The sequence below is a fragment of the uncultured Ruegeria sp. genome, from assembly GCF_947504215.1.
Taxonomy (GTDB): Bacteria; Pseudomonadota; Alphaproteobacteria; order Rhodobacterales; family Rhodobacteraceae; genus Ruegeria.
Map to the genome: position 1 here is coordinate 70236 of NZ_CANNGO010000009.1, position 15216 is coordinate 85451.

16 protein-coding genes are annotated in these 15216 nt (G+C 55.3%); 13 read left to right on the top strand and 3 right to left on the bottom strand.

Going from position 1 to position 15216, the window contains the following annotated elements; translation table 11 throughout:
* Window positions 1–67: 67 nt before the first annotated feature.
* From Q1B21_RS15825 to Q1B21_RS15845, 5 genes are all read left to right on the top strand, one after another.
* Window positions 68–787 (top strand): response regulator transcription factor, encoded by a 720-nt coding sequence (locus tag Q1B21_RS15825; protein WP_299890809.1) that lies wholly within the window; start codon window positions 68–70, stop codon window positions 785–787.
* Between the two features lie 9 nt (window positions 788–796).
* Window positions 797–1954, top strand: coding sequence for an FIST N-terminal domain-containing protein (locus Q1B21_RS15830; protein WP_299890812.1), 1158 nt, complete (start codon window positions 797–799; stop codon window positions 1952–1954).
* Between the two features lie 2 nt (window positions 1955–1956).
* A complete protein-coding gene (locus tag Q1B21_RS15835) occupies window positions 1957–4224 on the top strand; it encodes a PAS-domain containing protein (RefSeq protein ID WP_299890814.1) in 2268 nt (755 codons plus the stop codon).
* Between the two features lie 33 nt (window positions 4225–4257).
* Entirely contained in the window at window positions 4258–4932 is a 675-nt protein-coding gene (locus Q1B21_RS15840) for a hypothetical protein (RefSeq protein ID WP_299890816.1), read from the top strand.
* A gap of 116 nt (window positions 4933–5048) precedes the next feature.
* Window positions 5049–5375 (top strand): hypothetical protein, encoded by a 327-nt coding sequence (locus Q1B21_RS15845; protein WP_298936342.1) that lies wholly within the window; start codon window positions 5049–5051, stop codon window positions 5373–5375.
* Window positions 5376–5395: 20 nt separating this feature from the next.
* On the opposite strand, the gene Q1B21_RS15850 is transcribed toward Q1B21_RS15845, so the two are convergent.
* Window positions 5396–6208, bottom strand: coding sequence for a quinoprotein dehydrogenase-associated SoxYZ-like carrier (locus Q1B21_RS15850; protein WP_299081647.1), 813 nt, complete (start codon window positions 6206–6208; stop codon window positions 5396–5398).
* 122 nt (window positions 6209–6330) lie between these two features.
* Here Q1B21_RS15850 and Q1B21_RS15855 point away from each other — a divergent pair, with 122 nt between their 5' ends.
* Window positions 6331–7365 (top strand): quinoprotein relay system zinc metallohydrolase 2, encoded by a 1035-nt coding sequence (locus Q1B21_RS15855; protein ID WP_299890819.1) that lies wholly within the window; start codon window positions 6331–6333, stop codon window positions 7363–7365.
* A gap of 10 nt (window positions 7366–7375) precedes the next feature.
* Here the strand turns inward: Q1B21_RS15855 and Q1B21_RS15860 are convergent, their stop codons facing one another.
* Together Q1B21_RS15860 and Q1B21_RS15865 are read right to left on the bottom strand one after the other, a co-directional pair.
* Window positions 7376–8164 (bottom strand): pentapeptide repeat-containing protein, encoded by a 789-nt coding sequence (locus Q1B21_RS15860; protein ID WP_299890821.1) that lies wholly within the window; start codon window positions 8162–8164, stop codon window positions 7376–7378.
* 31 nt (window positions 8165–8195) lie between these two features.
* On the bottom strand, window positions 8196–8810 hold the full coding sequence (locus tag Q1B21_RS15865; RefSeq protein ID WP_299890823.1) for a hypothetical protein: 615 nt from the start codon (window positions 8808–8810) through the stop codon (window positions 8196–8198).
* A gap of 163 nt (window positions 8811–8973) precedes the next feature.
* Between Q1B21_RS15865 and Q1B21_RS15870 the strand changes: the two genes are divergently transcribed.
* The 7 genes from Q1B21_RS15870 (at window position 8974) to Q1B21_RS15900 (ending at window position 15216) form a co-directional block, all read left to right on the top strand.
* Window positions 8974–10086: an S-(hydroxymethyl)glutathione dehydrogenase/class III alcohol dehydrogenase gene (locus Q1B21_RS15870; RefSeq protein WP_299890825.1), complete on the top strand. Its 1113-nt coding sequence runs from the start codon at window positions 8974–8976 to the stop codon at window positions 10084–10086.
* A gap of 1 nt (window position 10087) precedes the next feature.
* A complete protein-coding gene (fghA, locus tag Q1B21_RS15875) occupies window positions 10088–10918 on the top strand; it encodes an S-formylglutathione hydrolase (RefSeq protein ID WP_298936244.1) in 831 nt (276 codons plus the stop codon).
* Between the two features lie 58 nt (window positions 10919–10976).
* Window positions 10977–11333, top strand: a complete 357-nt coding sequence (locus Q1B21_RS15880) for a cytochrome c family protein (protein ID WP_298936245.1) — start codon at window positions 10977–10979, stop codon at window positions 11331–11333.
* Window positions 11334–11464: 131 nt separating this feature from the next.
* Window positions 11465–13267 carry a lanthanide-dependent methanol dehydrogenase XoxF5 gene (gene xoxF5, locus Q1B21_RS15885; RefSeq protein WP_299890827.1) on the top strand — a complete coding sequence of 601 codons (1803 nt, stop codon included), beginning with the start codon at window positions 11465–11467 and terminating at the stop codon, window positions 13265–13267.
* Window positions 13268–13335: 68 nt separating this feature from the next.
* On the top strand, window positions 13336–13839 hold the full coding sequence (locus Q1B21_RS15890; protein ID WP_298936247.1) for a c-type cytochrome, methanol metabolism-related: 504 nt from the start codon (window positions 13336–13338) through the stop codon (window positions 13837–13839).
* Window positions 13823–14665: a substrate-binding domain-containing protein gene (locus tag Q1B21_RS15895; RefSeq protein ID WP_299890830.1), complete on the top strand. Its 843-nt coding sequence runs from the start codon at window positions 13823–13825 to the stop codon at window positions 14663–14665. The genes Q1B21_RS15890 and Q1B21_RS15895 overlap by 17 nt, the downstream gene beginning before the upstream one ends.
* Window positions 14662–15216 (top strand): PQQ-dependent catabolism-associated CXXCW motif protein, encoded by a 555-nt coding sequence (locus tag Q1B21_RS15900; protein ID WP_299890832.1) that lies wholly within the window; start codon window positions 14662–14664, stop codon window positions 15214–15216. Before Q1B21_RS15895 ends, Q1B21_RS15900 begins: the two co-directional genes overlap by 4 nt.

Sequence of the window (15216 nt, forward strand, 5' to 3'; positions counted from 1 at the left end):
CCGGTTTCTTCTTGAAACAGTTGAAACGGCACAGAATTGCTGTACCTTTCCCTGCGGAGGAGAAGAAATGTATACGGTGGGAGACCCCAAAACGGTGGACAACGTGTCCAGCGTTTTGATCGTGGATGATCATCCACTTTATGGCGACGCCCTTGCGGCCGCGCTGCAGTTGAGTTTTGAGAATTGCCGCATCGAAAAAGCCAAAACGCTAAAACAAACTTTCGAAGTGCTAAGCAGCGGTTTCAAACCCGACCTGATTATGTTCGATCTGAAGCTGCCTGACGTGACGGGCATTTCCGGGTTTCAACAGTTGCGGGAACGGTGGCCTGCTGCACCGGTTTTGGTGATCTCTTCCCTTGCCTCGAGCGAGCTGGTGCGTTCGCTGATTGACCATGGTGCGATGGGGTTCTTGCCTAAGGACGCTTCGGCGCAGACGTTAAAATTTGTCGTTGGCGAGATCGCAGCCGGGCGCAAATATGTCCCCCCCGAATACAGCCGCGTGGATGAGGTGCCGGCACCGGAAAGCAACGTGTATCAATCAAGCCCGGAACTCTCGACACTGACGCCGCAACAAGTGCGTATCCTGAAGCTTATCTGCGTTGGCAAATCGAACAAACAGATCGCTTATGAGCTGACTCTGGCCGAAGCTACCGTAAAGGCGCATATCACGGCGTTGCTGCGCCGCCTTGGTGTTCGCAACAGAACTCAGGCTGCTGTTTTAGTCGACTCAGTTCTGGCACGGCAGACACGACATGAACCGGAGGTGAAAACCTTTCTGCAACACTAAGGGCTGCCAATGCGAGATCTGAAGCATGGACCAAAAAGTATCGGCATCGGCCGCTCTCAGGCCTCGGATACGAGTGCTGCTGTCAATGAAGCATGCTCAGATTTTAACAGCGATTTGTCCTGTTTCGTGCTGGCTTTCATTCCCAACGGGCTTGATCCGGCGGAAGTAACTCAGTGTTTGACCCGAAAACTGGCCGGAGTACCGGTTTTCGGGTGCACCACCGCAGGCCAGATTACGGAAAACGGATATGAATCTGATGCACTGTTATTGCTTTCTTTTCCGAAGGCAAATTTTCGGTGCTCATCAATTCTTTTTGAGAACATTAAGCCCCTGAACTCTACCGAGATTGCAGCGCAGGCACAGCGGCAAGCGGAAAAATTCCGCCATACCGCTGGATGGAACCGACTGGCCCTGATGTTTTCGGACGGGTTGTCCAAACAAGAGGATTTGCTTGTATCCACGCTGGAAACCGTTCTCGACGGATTGCCGATTTTTGGTGGCTCTGCCGGTGACGGCTTGCAATATGAAGAGACGTTTGTGTTGCATGGCGGCAAAGCGCGTACCAATGCTGCGGTGCTCCTGCTGATCGAAACAAACCTGCATTTTCAAGGCATTGGGTTTGATCATTTCTTACCAATCGGATCGGAGATCATCATTACGGATGCCGACCCGGAAGAGCGGCTGGTCTATGAGATCAACGGTGCGCCCGCTGCATTGGAATACGCGCGGCTTGTTGGATGTCCGGCGGACCAGTTGTCGCCGCAGGTCTTTGCGGAAAACCCGATGTTGCTGCGTCAGAACTTGAACTACTACGTGCGGGCGATCCGCGAAGTGACAGATGGGTGCGCCCTGTCCTTCATGGCCGCAATTGATGACGGTCTGATCATGACACTGGGGCGCGGCAAAGAGATTATTGAGACGCTTGAGGCGGGGCTGAACATTCATGATCCTGCCGGGAACTCACCTGATTTTATCCTGGGCTTCGATTGTGTGCTGCGCAAACTGGAGATCGAACAGAAACAGCTGAGCAGGCAGGTGTCTGACGTCTTGCAGTCCAGACGCGTGATCGGGTTCAACACATATGGCGAACAGCAAACCGGTGTTCATATGAACCAGACATTTGTCGGGGTCGCCTTTTTCGAACCGGAAAAGCGGGATCTGAGTTGACCATGCTGAACCCGGAAGATCCTGCAGAACTTCAAATTGCCAAGCAGGCCAAGATCATTGATGCGCTGGTGCGACGGGCCAACCGCCAGAAAGATGTCGGCCCGTCAGCGTTCCGTGCCTTTCAGTCCGCCATCGAATTGCGGCAACGGGTTATGGAGCAAAGCCGGGATCTGGAACGGGCGACGACCGAGCTGGAAAGCGCGCGGTATGAGCGGGAGCAGACGCGCAAAAGCCTGGTCAAAGCGCTGTCTTCAATGGAAGAAGGGTTTGCGCTGTTCACTGACGGTCAGTTAAATCTGTGCAACGATCTGTTCCAAACAATCTTTCCCGACGTTCCCGAGCTTGTGTCACCTGGTCTGGATCTGGCGCAGTTTTTCACCTTGGTTCAAAACAGCGGGCAGTTTGTATCGTCAGACCGGGGTGTGTCGGACATGCTGGATACGTTGCTCAGCAATTGCCACACAGGCCTTGTGTCCAGCGAGGTGATCGAGCTGTTGGGCGACCGTTGGTATAAGCTGAGTGCCCAATACACATCGACCGAAAACGTTGTTATTCTGTTGACCGATATTACTTCGGTTGTACGTCGCAATCGCGACGAAAAAGAAACCCTGATCGACCGTCAGGAAGACTATCTGCAGGCGGTTTTTCAGAACATGAGTTCGGGCCTTTGCACATTTTCTGCTGACACTGAGATCATGATGCACAATGCGCGGTTTCGCGAGATTTTGAACTTGCCGCACCCGTTACTCCGCCCTCGCATGCCGGTGCAAAACCTTCTGGATCTCATGCGGGCCCGTGGCCTGATCAAGGCAGATGACGAACTGAAGGTTGGGAAATGGCAGCACGAGCTCAAAAGCAGAGGCTGGTTGCGCAAACGGGTTCGCGACGGGGCTGATCGCGTTCTGGACATTCAGGCCAACCAGCTGCCGGATGGTGGTTTTCTTGTTGAATTGAAGGATGTCACACTAGAAGCGCGGGCAACCGAGACACTGGAAAACCGTGTGATGGAACGGACAGCCGAGTTGACGCGGGCGAATGAAAAACTGATCCGCGAGTATGAAGAAAAGGCACGTGTCGAAGAAGCTTTGAGGGTCGCCAAAGAACGAGCGGAGGCAGCGGTTTCATCAAAAACTAGGTTTCTGGCGGCGGCCAGCCATGATCTTTTGCAGCCGATCAATGCCGCGAAGCTGATGATCTCGACACTTATGGAGATCACACGCGACACCGATCTGCATGAAATGATGGATCGTCTGGATGGCGCCTTTGGATCGGCCGAACAGCTATTGCATTCGCTGCTTGATATCTCGCGTCTGGAAACGGCCGATCCGGATACGGTTTCTCCAACCAGTGTCAGCCTTGCATCGATAATCGCAGGCATTCATGGCGACCAGGCGCTGGTCGCCGAGAAAAACAACGTGCGGCTGGATGTGGTGTCGTGCTCGGAATTTGTGCATTCAGATTCCGTTTATCTGCTGCGGTCCATTCAGAATCTGGTGGTGAACGCGATTCAGTATACCGAGCCCGGCGGTAGGGTGCTTGTGGGGTGTCGCCGTCGTGGTAGCAAGATTGTTGTTCAGGTTTGGGATACTGGCATTGGTATCGCCCGAAAAGATCAGGCCCGGGTGTTTGAAGAATTCACCCGGGCCGACAACGTAACGTTTGGGTCCGGTATGGGGCTTGGGCTTTCCGTTGTGGATCGGGCGTGCCGCCTGCTGGGTCACAAACTGTCGCTGCGGTCAAAACCGGGCGTTGGGTCGGTGTTCAGTATTGAAATGGACAGGGTAGAGGCGGATCGCGGCGCGATCGAGCCGCTGGATCTGCTGCCGCATACAGATGACATGTCACTGGATCACATCGTTCTTGTCATTGAAAATGACAAAGACGTGCTTTTTGGTACGACGCTCTGGCTGGAACAAAACGGTGCAAGCGTTCTGCCGGCCCGATCCACTGAAGAAGCGATGCGATTTGTGACCGACATGGGTATGCCGCCGGATATTATTCTTGCCGATTATCAGCTTGATGATGGTGATACAGGCGTCAACGCTATTCGTCAGATCCGAGAGATGACCCAGACCCACGTTCCGGCCATTCTGATCACTGCGGATCGGAGCGAAAGCCTGCGCCATGCGGGACTAAGGCATGATGTGTCGGTCATGACCAAACCGGTTAAACTGTCGCGATTGCGGTCGCTGATCGTGTGGAAAGTGCATCGTGACCTGACAGGCATGGCTTCGACACCGACAAAAGTCGGCGGTGACTCAGGTGGTTAAGGACGTACTCTCAAAACAGGGAGGTGAAGACTCATGAGGACATTACTATTTGGGCTGATCATATCCGCCCTGAGTTGTTATCCGGTCTTTGCGGCCTCGGTAGATGGCGAGCAGGCTTATGACTTGTTGTTTCAGGAAGGCGTTCTGGACAAGATAGACCGGGACAAAGAGCTGGTTTATCAGCGCACGGTCACAAACAACTTAAAACCTGAAGCTGCCCAACGGGACACCGGCGATATTGCGCTGAGTTTTGCCGATGATGGCAGCGAGATGGCCCGCTTGGAGTTTCGGCAGGATGAAAAACACCGCGCCATGGGTGTGTTTCCGGCCAGTGTCGGCAATCCGATGATCATGGTGTTTTATGAAAGCACCATTCGCGACATGGCCGAGGCGGCCGGAGGCAGCCCATTCTACATTCGCAACCGTGTGAAGGATGCGTTGGTCCAACCCGCCGAAGTGGAGGCTGGTGAAGCAGTTATTGACGGGGAAACCGTGCCTGTCCGAACCATCCGCATGCGCCCCTTTGCAGAGGATCCAAACCGGGATCGGATGCAGGGATTTGGTGATCTGGTGCTGAGCGTGACGGTGTCAGAGGAGGTTCCCGGCTGGTATCTGCGGCTGGTGGCGGAAACAGGGCCCGAGGGTGCCGACGATGCTGTCTACCGCTCGGAGATGACATTTGAGGGTTTGCAGGAGGGTCAGGAATGACTCAGGCAACGTCTTTCAGCCGGAACACACTTGAGACGCGCCGTAAAAGATCGCGTAATGCCAGCTCGCTGCTGGTCTCCAACCTGTTTCAAAAAGGTGTATGTGCCCTTGCGATTATGTGCGCTGGATGGCCGATCGCGGCGCAAGCCCAAAGTGTGGCCGAACGGTTAAACGATTACCCAACGGCCGCCCGCGCGGATTACGTTTTTGCCTGCATGGTCACCAATGGTCAGACCCGCGAAATGCTGGACCGGTGTTCCTGTTCAATTGATCTGATCGCCTCGATCCTGCCCTATGAAAGATATGAACAAGCAGAAACGGTTCTTTCCATGCGGCGGGTTGGCGGTGAACGCATGGCGTTCTTTAAAAGTGCGGTACTGGCCGAAAACATGGTGGCAGACCTGCGCCGCGCGCAGGCCGAGGCCGAGGTAGTTTGTTTCTGAACAAGACTCAGGCTGTAGCGTCAGCTTGAGGCTGATTTAGGCAGATCGGTTTCGAAACTGTTTCCTTCGGTGTCTGTGGCCTTTACCGTGAACATCGTTGTTCCGTTGTCGTTGTAGGCAAAGCGAAACGCCGGGTTTTCAGAAATCGAAATCCCACCATCCATTGTGAACAGCAGCTCTTCACCCTGCCAGACTTCGATGTGGTCGATGAAATGCGCTGGAATAAACAACTGTGTCACCTGATCACGTTGCAAGCCCGAGTAGTTCGGGTGGCGGATCATGATCTGGGCCTCACGACGGGGCGTCGAGATTTGCGCTGCTTCGCCGAAACTGCGCAACTTCATCTTTCCCATCGACGCCAGCGCAACTTCGGGGTCTTTGCTGGCCGGGGCTGAACATCCGCCCGACGCTTTGACAAACCGGCCGGTCATATGCAGACCATCCGGCGTTTCTGCGATGACGCGAATGTTGGAATACTGGTTTACGCGGACCCGCATTTCAAAATCCAACTCGCCCATGGCTGGCGAAAATGAAAACACGCCAGCAACGGGGGCCGGGTTCTCGTCGATCACAACCGTTGCCGCAGTGATCTGCGCATCGGGATCAAGTTGTTTCAGAACAATTGGCACGGTGGCTGCATCATGGGCCCGGTAGGGGGCGTCCAGCGTCAAAAGCGCGTCGGCTTCGCCAATTTGCGCGTCTCCTACGACGTCATATTGCAGGTCCTGCCAGGTCTCGCTTTCTGTGAGAGGGTTCTTGACCGACTGCTCCGCCCAAACGGGCAGGGACAGTGTCAATGAAAGCACCACAGCGGGTGCAAAAAGTCTGGCCATGTTGTTTCCTCCGGCAACCGGTTCGGGGAATATGCCACAAAACCCCAATAAAATATACGCCGACCAAAGGCTGTGTGGTGTTCACGATTGAGTGTGCCAAGGTCCAAAGCGGAGGATGAGCCATGTTTGAAGCCGTGATTGCGGTGTGCCTTGAGGTCACCGCCGGGCCCTGTCGAGAGCAACTTTTGCCGGGTTATGAGGCTGAAACGCAGTCAATATGCGAACAAGGCCTTGCGGCTGATCCGCCTTTGTTAAACCTGGATCAGACTAAGGGCAGTGCGCGGTGCCAACCCGTTGGCAAAGCTTTGGTTTTTTCTGAGGTTGCTCCGGGCGTTTACGTGCATCGTGGGCGCATCGAAGAGCCGAACACAGCCAATCTTGGGGATGTTTCAAATATAGGGTTTGTGATTGGCGACGACAGCGTCGCGGTGATTGACACAGGCACCGCCCCCTGGATGGGCGAGGGGATCTGGCGCGCCATCCGGGAAAGAACGGAAAAACCAGTCAGCCATGTGATCTTGACGCATATGCACCCCGATCATGTGCTGGGCACAGCACCTTTGGCGCAAGCAGGCGCATTGGTTGTGGCCCATCCCGGGCTGGAGCGCGCATTACTGGATCGGCGTCTCAACTATGTTGAAAGCCTGAGCAGTTTGATAGGCGCCAGTGAATTGATCGGAGTGGGATCAATCACGGTCGACCAATCGGTGGACGCAGAAGACGAGATTGATCTGGGGAATCGAATTTTGACGCTCCGCACTTGGCCCACAGCGCATACCGGAACCGATCTGACCGTATTGGATCAAGGTTCCGGCATTTTGTTCACTGGCGATCTGGTTTTTCATGAACACACCCCGGCACTGGATGGGCGGTTAATCGGTTGGAAAGAGGTTCTGACCGAAATGACCGAGATGCGGGTGAAGCAGATTGTTCCCGGACATGGCGGCCCGGTTTTGGACTGGCCAGACGGGGCAACGGATATGTTGCGTTACCTCAACGTGCTCGAAACAGATACCCGCGCTGCCCTTGATCAGGGTCAACGGCTGGGCGACGCGGTGGAAACGATTGCCGAAAGCGAGGCGGAACACTGGGATCTTTTTGACACTTATAACCCACGCAACGCGACCGTTGCGTTTACCGAACTTGAGTGGGAATAGCACTCCGCTCTCACTGCAAAGCGCGATCCAGATTCTTAGCGGCATCCAGATTGGTTTGGTCCAAGCCTTGCGCATCAACTAGCCGGGTGGCTGTCAGGTCCGCATCTGTGAAATCGGCCCCTGTCAGAATTGCGCCGGATAGGTCAGCGCCGCCCAGTGTGGTCATCGACATGTCGGCGTCGGTAAAATTCGCTCCGGGCAGTTTGGCAAATTCCAGATCGGCCCGAGACATAAGGGCGCCGGTGAAATCAACATTACTGCCACGCGCCGATGTCAGGACGCCGCGCATCAGGCCCATTGATTGATTTCGCATATCAGCCGAGAAATCAGCTCCACGAAAAATCGCACCTGTCAGGTTGGCTTTGGTAAAGTCGGCGGCAGTTCTGGCATTGGTGAAATCCGTGTTGCTCAGATCTGCCCGGCCAAGCTGTGTCTGAAACAGTTCCGCCCCGACAAGTGAGGCACCCGTCAGGTTTGCGCCGATCATCCACGCCTGGCTAAGGACCGCGCCATCAAAGTTCGACCCAGACAGGTTTGTACCGTTCATCGACGTTGCGCGCAGAACTGCATTGCCGAAATCCAACTCGGAAAGATCCAGATTGTTCAGCCAAACGCGGGTGAAATCAGCGGGGCTATCCAGTGTTGCTGCGTCCAGCTGTGAGATTACGTCGGCGCGGGTCAATTGCGCTTGCGTCATTTTGGGCAGGGTCATGTCAACGCCGCTCAGCACGCTTTGGCCAAGGGTTGGTAAGGGCAAGAGCGCGAATAAGGCCGCCTGAAGAACGATCAAGGATTTCATCTATGTTCTCCTTCTTGTGGCCGACTATGTTCTACCCCTGATCCGCCGCAAGTTGTTGCAACATCTGGGAAATGGAAAACAGACGGCGTTCGATGATCTGGGGGGTTTCGCACAAATAGGTTATTGATCGCTGGCGGTCCGTGTAGATCAGCTGATCCCAATCCAGTTGTTCCTCAAGCGCGTCGACCGTGTCGTAGTCGGGCGGTTCAGCGGTTAGTGCCTGATCCATTTCGGCGCGAGCCAGGTCAATCTGGCTGGCCAGATCAATCTGCTTCAGCGAGAACTCTCCTATTCCGCCGATGATCCGTTTACGTCGGTCCGAAAGGGTGTCGAAAACCTGTTGAAACACCAGCCCAAGAACATCAGGGTTACCCTTATGGCGTGCCGCAAACGCAGCCACCTGCGGCTGTAACTCGTCCAGTTCAATGCGGCGCAGGGCCAGTAGACCAGCGATTTCGTCAATCTCGGGCCGAAGCTCAGGTGTATCAGTGCCGTTGACTGGGTGCGGCCACATCAGCCCCATCGACAAATCCTCGACCTTGCGTTGCACGCAAGGCCAGGTTGGGTCGGAAAAATCCGCAGCAAAGCCGGGATTTGCCACGCTGAACCAAGCCAACGCCATCACGATATGCTTGCAGATCGACATCGCGGGTCTCCTCCACACTGACACTATGCCCGAAACCTGCGCGTTTAGTCCATTCAACCCAATACACACCATTGTCTTAATTGTTTGAACGGCGTGCCAGCCGCCATACTCGGCTTAAACACCCGGATTCTATTTGTGTTCGGGAATGGGAGGACAGATTAACATGAGAACACGCGCGGCAGTTGCTGTGGCGGCAGGCCAGCCTCTTGAAATTATGGAGGTTGAGTTGCAAGGCCCCAAGGCTGGTGAGGTCCTGATCGAGGTCAAGGCGACTGGCCTTTGTCATACTGACGAATTTACCCGTTCGGGCGATGACCCCGAAGGTATTTTTCCCGCGATTTTGGGCCATGAAGGCGCAGGTGTTGTGCTTGAGGTTGGCGAGGGTGTCACCAGCCTTGAGGTTGGCGATCATGTCATTCCGCTTTACACGCCTGAGTGTCGGGAATGCGAATACTGTCTGAATCCAAAGACAAACCTGTGTCAGAAAGTGCGCGCTACACAAGGTGCGGGACTGCTTCCGGACGGGACCACCCGGTTCAGCATGTTGGACGGAACGCCGATCCATCACTACATGGGATGCTCGACCTTCGCCAACCACACCGTGGTGCCCGAGATCGCGTTGGCAAAGGTGCGCAAGGATGCGCCGTTTGACAAAATTTGCTATATTGGGTGTGGCGTCACGACCGGCATCGGCGCGGTGATCAACACCGCAAAAGTCGAAATCGGGTCGCGCTGTGTGGTCTTTGGTTTAGGCGGAATTGGCCTGAACGTTATTCAGGGCTGCCGCATGGCTGGCAGTGATCAGGTCGTCGGAGTTGACCTGAACGACGGCAAAGCTGAGATGGCGGAGCATTTCGGCATGACCGATTTCGTGAACCCTTCGGCCATTGACGGTGATCTGGTTGCGCATCTTGTCGAGCTGACGGGCGGCGGCGCGGACTACACGTTTGATGCGACGGGCAATGTCGGCGTGATGCGGACGGCCTTGGAATGCGCCCATAAAGGGTGGGGTGAAAGCATCATCATTGGTGTTGCACCAGCTGGAGCCGAAATCTCGACCCGTCCCTTCCAACTGGTGACAGGGCGCTCTTGGCGCGGAACAGCTTTTGGCGGGGCGAAGGGTCGTACCGATGTTCCAAAGATCGTCGATTGGTACATGGACGGCAAGATCGAGATCGACCCGATGATCACCCACAAGCTGAGTCTTGATGAGATTAACCACGGGTTTGACCTGATGCATGAGGGCAAATCGATCCGCGCGGTCGTGGAGTACTGATATGGATCTGAAGGTCATCACACAAAATCGCAGTTTCGGGGGGGAACAGACCGTCTATTCCCACCAGTCGGAGACCTGCGATTGTGAGATGACCTTTGCAATTTATCTGCCCCCGCAGGCCAAGCAAGGGCCTGTTCCGCTGTTGTGGTATTTGTCTGGTCTGACCTGCACCCACGAAAACGCAATGACCAAAGGTGGTTTCCAAGAGGCAGCTGCAGATTATGGCGTTGCGGTGATCTTCCCGGACACGTCCCCGCGCGGAAGCACCGTGGCAGATGATGACGCCTATGACCTTGGGCAAGGGGCCGGGTTTTATGTCAATGCGACGCGCGAACCCTGGAAGTCGCATTTCCGCATGTATGATTACATTGTCGAGGAACTGCGTGAGATTGTTCTGAAGACCTTTCCTGTACAGGATCAGCAAGGCATTACTGGTCATTCCATGGGCGGGCACGGTGCGTTGACGATCGCCATGCGCAACGCGGATTTGTTCGGATCGCTTTCGGCCTTTGCTCCAATCGCGCATCCGACGCAATCTGATTGGGGCCGAAAGCAACTCAGCAGTTATCTCGGGGATGATGAAAGCACCTGGTCCGAGCACGACTCGACCTTGCTGCTGGAAGAGCACGGTTGGAAGGGTGACTTGTTAATCGACCAGGGTGCGGACGACCAATTCCTGGATCTGCTTAAACCCGAAGCGTTGGCCAATATGATGGCCAAGCGCCGCCAGCCCGGACAGATCAGAATTCAACAGGGCTATGACCATTCGTACTTCTTCGTGAACAGTTTTGCGCGGGACCATGTCGCATGGCACGCCGAGCGTCTCAGCTAATGAAAACAGCAAGGAAAGATCGAGAGTGTTAAGAACAGTAATATCAGCAGCATGTCTGATGCTTGCACCGGTAATTGCAAGCGCCGAAGGAGATGTCGAGGCAGGCAAAAAGGTGTTTCGCAAGTGCAAAGCTTGCCACGCCGTTGGTGAGGGTGCCGAAAACAAGGTTGGGCCTATGCTGAACGGGATTGTGGGCCGTCAGGCGGCCACCGTCGAAGGCTTTGGGTACTCTCCGGTATTGATGACGCTGTCCGAGGAAGGGCTTGTCTGGACGCCGGAAGAACTGGACGTGTTTCTGACCAAGCCGCGCGACTATGCCAAAGGCATCAAGATGACCTTTGCTGGTCTGCGCAAGGAAGACGACCGGGTCAACATAATCGCATATCTTGCGACCTTTGAAGACGAAGGCTCGTGAGACACTGAGTTGCTCGCCCGTCGTTTAGCCCAAGGAGGGGCTTGACGGACGAGCAAGTAAAGACACCGCAATCCGGCAAGGGTGAGGTGTGTCATAGCGGCGAAGACGCCGCACCAAAGGGAGGAAAATGAATGAAAAAGCTATCGCTTTTGACCTCCGGGATCGCCATCTGTCTGGCCTCTGCGGCTTTTGCAAATGACGACCTGGTTTCCCAGATGGAGAACTCAAAACAATGGGCGATCCAGACCGGTGACTACAAGAACCAACGCTATTCCGCACTGGACCAGATTACATCCGATAACGTCGGGGATCTGCAGGTTGCGTGGACATTCTCGACCGGTGTTCTGCGCGGGCACGAAGGTTCTCCGCTGGTGATCGGTGACATGATGTATGTCCATACACCGTTCCCGAACATCGTCTATGCGTTGGATCTGGCCAATGACGGCAAGATCGTTTGGAAGTATGAACCAAAGCAGGACCCGGACGTTATCCCGGTGATGTGCTGTGACACCGTGAACCGCGGTGTGGCGTATGCAGATGGTAAGATTTTCCTGCATCAGGCTGACACCAAGCTTGTTGCTCTGGATGCCAATACCGGCGACGTCGTTTGGGAAGTGCAAAATGGTGACCCGGCAATTGGGGAAACCAACACTGCAACCGTGCTGCCTATTAAAGATAAGGTCATCGTCGGTATCTCTGGTGGTGAGTTCGGTGTGCGTGGGTCGGTTACAGCCTACGACATGAGCTCGGGCGAGCAGGTCTGGCGTGCCTATTCCATGGGTCCGGATTCAGACATCCTGGTTGATCCGGAAAACACCACCCATCTAGGTACCCCAGTGGGTACGGATTCCGGAACCAACACATGGGAAGGCGACCAGTGGAAGATCGGTGGCGGCACCACCTGGGGCTGGTATTCAGCCGATCTGGAAGAAAACCTGATGTACTATGGTACCGGGAACCCATCGACATGGAACCCGGCGCAGCGGCCCGGCGACAATCGCTGGTCGATGACTGTCATGGCGCGCGATATCGACACCGGTATGGCCAAGTGGTTCTATCAAATGACGCCGCATGATGAATGGGACTATGACGGCATCAATGAAATGATCCTGACGGAACAGGAAATTGATGGCGAGCAACGCAAGTTGCTGACCCATTTTGACCGGAATGGTCTTGGGTACACCATGGACCGTGTCACGGGTGAACTGCTTGTGGCCGAGAAATTCGATCCGGTGGTCAACTGGACCACGGGTGTCGATATGGACCCCAACAGCGAAACCTATGGTCGTCCGGCGGTGGTCGCTCAGTACTCGACGGAACAGAACGGCGAGGACGTAAACTCGACCGGTATCTGCCCGGCGGCTTTGGGTACCAAAGACCAACAGCCTGCTGCCTATTCGCCTAAGACCGAGCTTATGTACGTGCCGACAAACCACGTCTGCATGGACTATGAGCCGTTCCGCGTGTCTTACACCGCTGGTCAGCCCTATGTGGGTGCGACGCTGGCAATGTATCCGGCACCGGATAGCCATGGCGGTATGGGGAACTTCATAGCCTGGGATAACACCGACGGTTCCATCAAGTGGTCGATCCCCGAGCAGTTCTCGGTTTGGTCGGGTGCTCTGGCGACTGCAGGTGATGTTGTGTTCTACGGCACGCTCGAAGGGTATCTGAAGGCTGTTCATGCCGAGACTGGTGAAGAACTCTACAAGTTCAAGACACCATCGGGTATCATCGGCAACGTGATGACCTATGAACATGGCGGTAAGCAGTACATTGGCATCCTGTCAGGTGTTGGTGGCTGGGCCGGCATTGGTCTTGCGGCTGGTCTGACCAATCCGAATGACGGTCTGGGCGCCGTGGGTGGCTATGCCGCTCTTAGCGACTACACCGCGCTTGGTGGTCAGCTAACTGTGTTCGCACTGCCGAACTAAGCCAAATAGTGTCTGGCGCGGCCCGCGATGGTTGCGCCAGACTTTCAGCTACAGCAAACGAGAATTTCATGATCCTAGCAGTACGTCTTTTGGCCCCTTTTGCGATTATCTGTCTTCCTCTGGCCGCAGCGGCTGACAATCTAGCCGTCGAGTACACCGAGGACGGTCGATCTTTCACGGATGACGATGTCCCTACGTTCAATGTCGCAGAAGATGGAACGGTGGACTGGCCGACGTTTTCAGGATTTCGTCGCTATCATGCGGAATGCCATGTGTGTCATGGTCCAGACGGAGAAGGTTCGACCTACGCGCCTGCGCTGAAGCAATCCGCGCTGGATATGGATTATTACGACTTCGTTGATGTCGTCACCAATGGTCGGCAGGTGATCAACGCGGCCGAAAACTCGGTGATGCCCGGATTTGGCGACAACCCGAATGTGATGTGCTTTCTGGACGACATTTATGTTTATCTGAAAGCCCATGGTTCCGGTACGATCCCACGCGGTCGGCCCCCGAAGAAAGAAGCAAAATCGGATGTGATCCGCGAGGATGAAGATGCGTGCATGGGCTAATGCCTTTCTGACAGTGTTGGGGCTCACGGTTTGGATCAGCCAGGCGCAGCCCGCTATCGCGCAAACATCCGATCTGGTTTCAAAAAACGCGTTTCGCGTCTGCGCAGACCCGGCAAATTTCCCCGTCTCCTCCAAAGATGGGTCAGGATATGAAAACAAACTGGCCGAGCTGATCGCAGCAAAACTGGAGCTTCCGGTACAATACACATGGTTTCCTCAGGCCACCGGCTTCATTCGGAACACCTTGGCTGCCAAGCGCTGTGATGTTGTGATCGGATACGCGCAAGGGCACGAGTTGGTACAAAACACCAATCATTATTACACGTCCGCCTATTCGTTGATCGTCCCTAAAAACGGTGAACTTGCAGAGGTCGACACTCTGAATGATCCCGCGCTCAAGGGGCGGCGGATCGGGATCATTGCGGGTACACCCCCGGCTGCCCACATGGCGCGCAATGGTTTGATCGGACAGGCCAAACCTTATAATTTGTTTGTAGATCGTCGTGTCGAAAGCCCTGCAATTGACATGTTGAATGACTTGCAATCCGGTGAAATCGAAGCTGCTGTTCTATGGGGTCCTTTGGGCGGACCGCTAGTCAAAAGCGACTATCCGGACTTCAAAGTGGTCCCCTTGGTTAAGGAAGAGCTGCCGCCGCGCCTGTTCTATCGTATTACCATGGGTGTGCGTCAGGGTGAGAAAGTGTGGCAGCGGCAGCTGAATTCCCTGATCCGTCGCAATCAGGACGAAATCAACGGGGTGCTGGCCGAGGCGGGTGTTCCGCTGGTCAACGATCTGGGAACCGAGGTTTTGGAGCTGTCACAATGATCCGCGCCCTTGCGGCGTTTGTTCTAATGGCCACCGCTGCGACCGCGCAAACCGTCCCGGAACCCTCAGATTATCGAATGGATCACTATCGGGCGCCGGTGCCCGACCAGATAACCGGCGGTGCAGCCATCGGCCCGGAAGAGGCGCATGCTTTGTGGCAGGAGCAAAGCGCGGTCTTTATCGACGTCCTGCCGCAAGCCCCGAAACCGGCCAACCTGCCCAAAGGCACGATCTGGCGGGACAAGCCTCGTAACAGTATTCCGGGTGCAATCTGGTTGCCGAACGTAGGCTATGGGGCCATTGCCGATGTCACCGCTGACTATTTCCGCAAGGGTTTGGAAGAGGTGACCGACGGTGACACCAGCCGAGCAGTTGTCTTCTTCTGCCTGGAGGATTGCTGGATGAGCTGGAACGCTGCCCGGCGCGCCATCGAATGGGGCTATGGCAGCGTCTATTGGCTGCCCGAAGGCACCGATGGTTGGGCTTTGTGGGGCTACCCTCTCGAACGGGTGAAACCGGAACCGGGTCAGCCAGTGGCCGAAGGCGGGTAG

Excerpts from the sequence above, each read along its gene's own strand:
- Q1B21_RS15825 (WP_299890809.1), top strand. The coding sequence starts at position 68 with ATGTATACGGTGGGAGACCCCAAAACGGTGGACAACGTGTCCAGCGTT.
- Q1B21_RS15830 (WP_299890812.1), top strand. The coding sequence starts at position 797 with ATGCGAGATCTGAAGCATGGACCAAAAAGTATCGGCATCGGCCGCTCT.
- Q1B21_RS15835 (WP_299890814.1), top strand. The coding sequence starts at position 1,957 with ATGCTGAACCCGGAAGATCCTGCAGAACTTCAAATTGCCAAGCAGGCC.
- Q1B21_RS15840 (WP_299890816.1), top strand. The coding sequence starts at position 4,258 with ATGAGGACATTACTATTTGGGCTGATCATATCCGCCCTGAGTTGTTAT.
- Q1B21_RS15845 (WP_298936342.1), top strand. The coding sequence starts at position 5,049 with ATGTGCGCTGGATGGCCGATCGCGGCGCAAGCCCAAAGTGTGGCCGAA.
- Q1B21_RS15850 (WP_299081647.1), bottom strand. The coding sequence starts at position 6,208 with ATGGCCAGACTTTTTGCACCCGCTGTGGTGCTTTCATTGACACTGTCC.
- Q1B21_RS15855 (WP_299890819.1), top strand. The coding sequence starts at position 6,331 with ATGTTTGAAGCCGTGATTGCGGTGTGCCTTGAGGTCACCGCCGGGCCC.
- Q1B21_RS15860 (WP_299890821.1), bottom strand. The coding sequence starts at position 8,164 with ATGAAATCCTTGATCGTTCTTCAGGCGGCCTTATTCGCGCTCTTGCCC.
- Q1B21_RS15865 (WP_299890823.1), bottom strand. The coding sequence starts at position 8,810 with ATGTCGATCTGCAAGCATATCGTGATGGCGTTGGCTTGGTTCAGCGTG.
- Q1B21_RS15870 (WP_299890825.1), top strand. The coding sequence starts at position 8,974 with ATGAGAACACGCGCGGCAGTTGCTGTGGCGGCAGGCCAGCCTCTTGAA.
- fghA (WP_298936244.1), top strand. The coding sequence starts at position 10,088 with ATGGATCTGAAGGTCATCACACAAAATCGCAGTTTCGGGGGGGAACAG.
- Q1B21_RS15880 (WP_298936245.1), top strand. The coding sequence starts at position 10,977 with ATGCTTGCACCGGTAATTGCAAGCGCCGAAGGAGATGTCGAGGCAGGC.
- xoxF5 (WP_299890827.1), top strand. The coding sequence starts at position 11,465 with ATGAAAAAGCTATCGCTTTTGACCTCCGGGATCGCCATCTGTCTGGCC.
- Q1B21_RS15890 (WP_298936247.1), top strand. The coding sequence starts at position 13,336 with ATGATCCTAGCAGTACGTCTTTTGGCCCCTTTTGCGATTATCTGTCTT.
- Q1B21_RS15895 (WP_299890830.1), top strand. The coding sequence starts at position 13,823 with ATGCGTGCATGGGCTAATGCCTTTCTGACAGTGTTGGGGCTCACGGTT.
- Q1B21_RS15900 (WP_299890832.1), top strand. The coding sequence starts at position 14,662 with ATGATCCGCGCCCTTGCGGCGTTTGTTCTAATGGCCACCGCTGCGACC.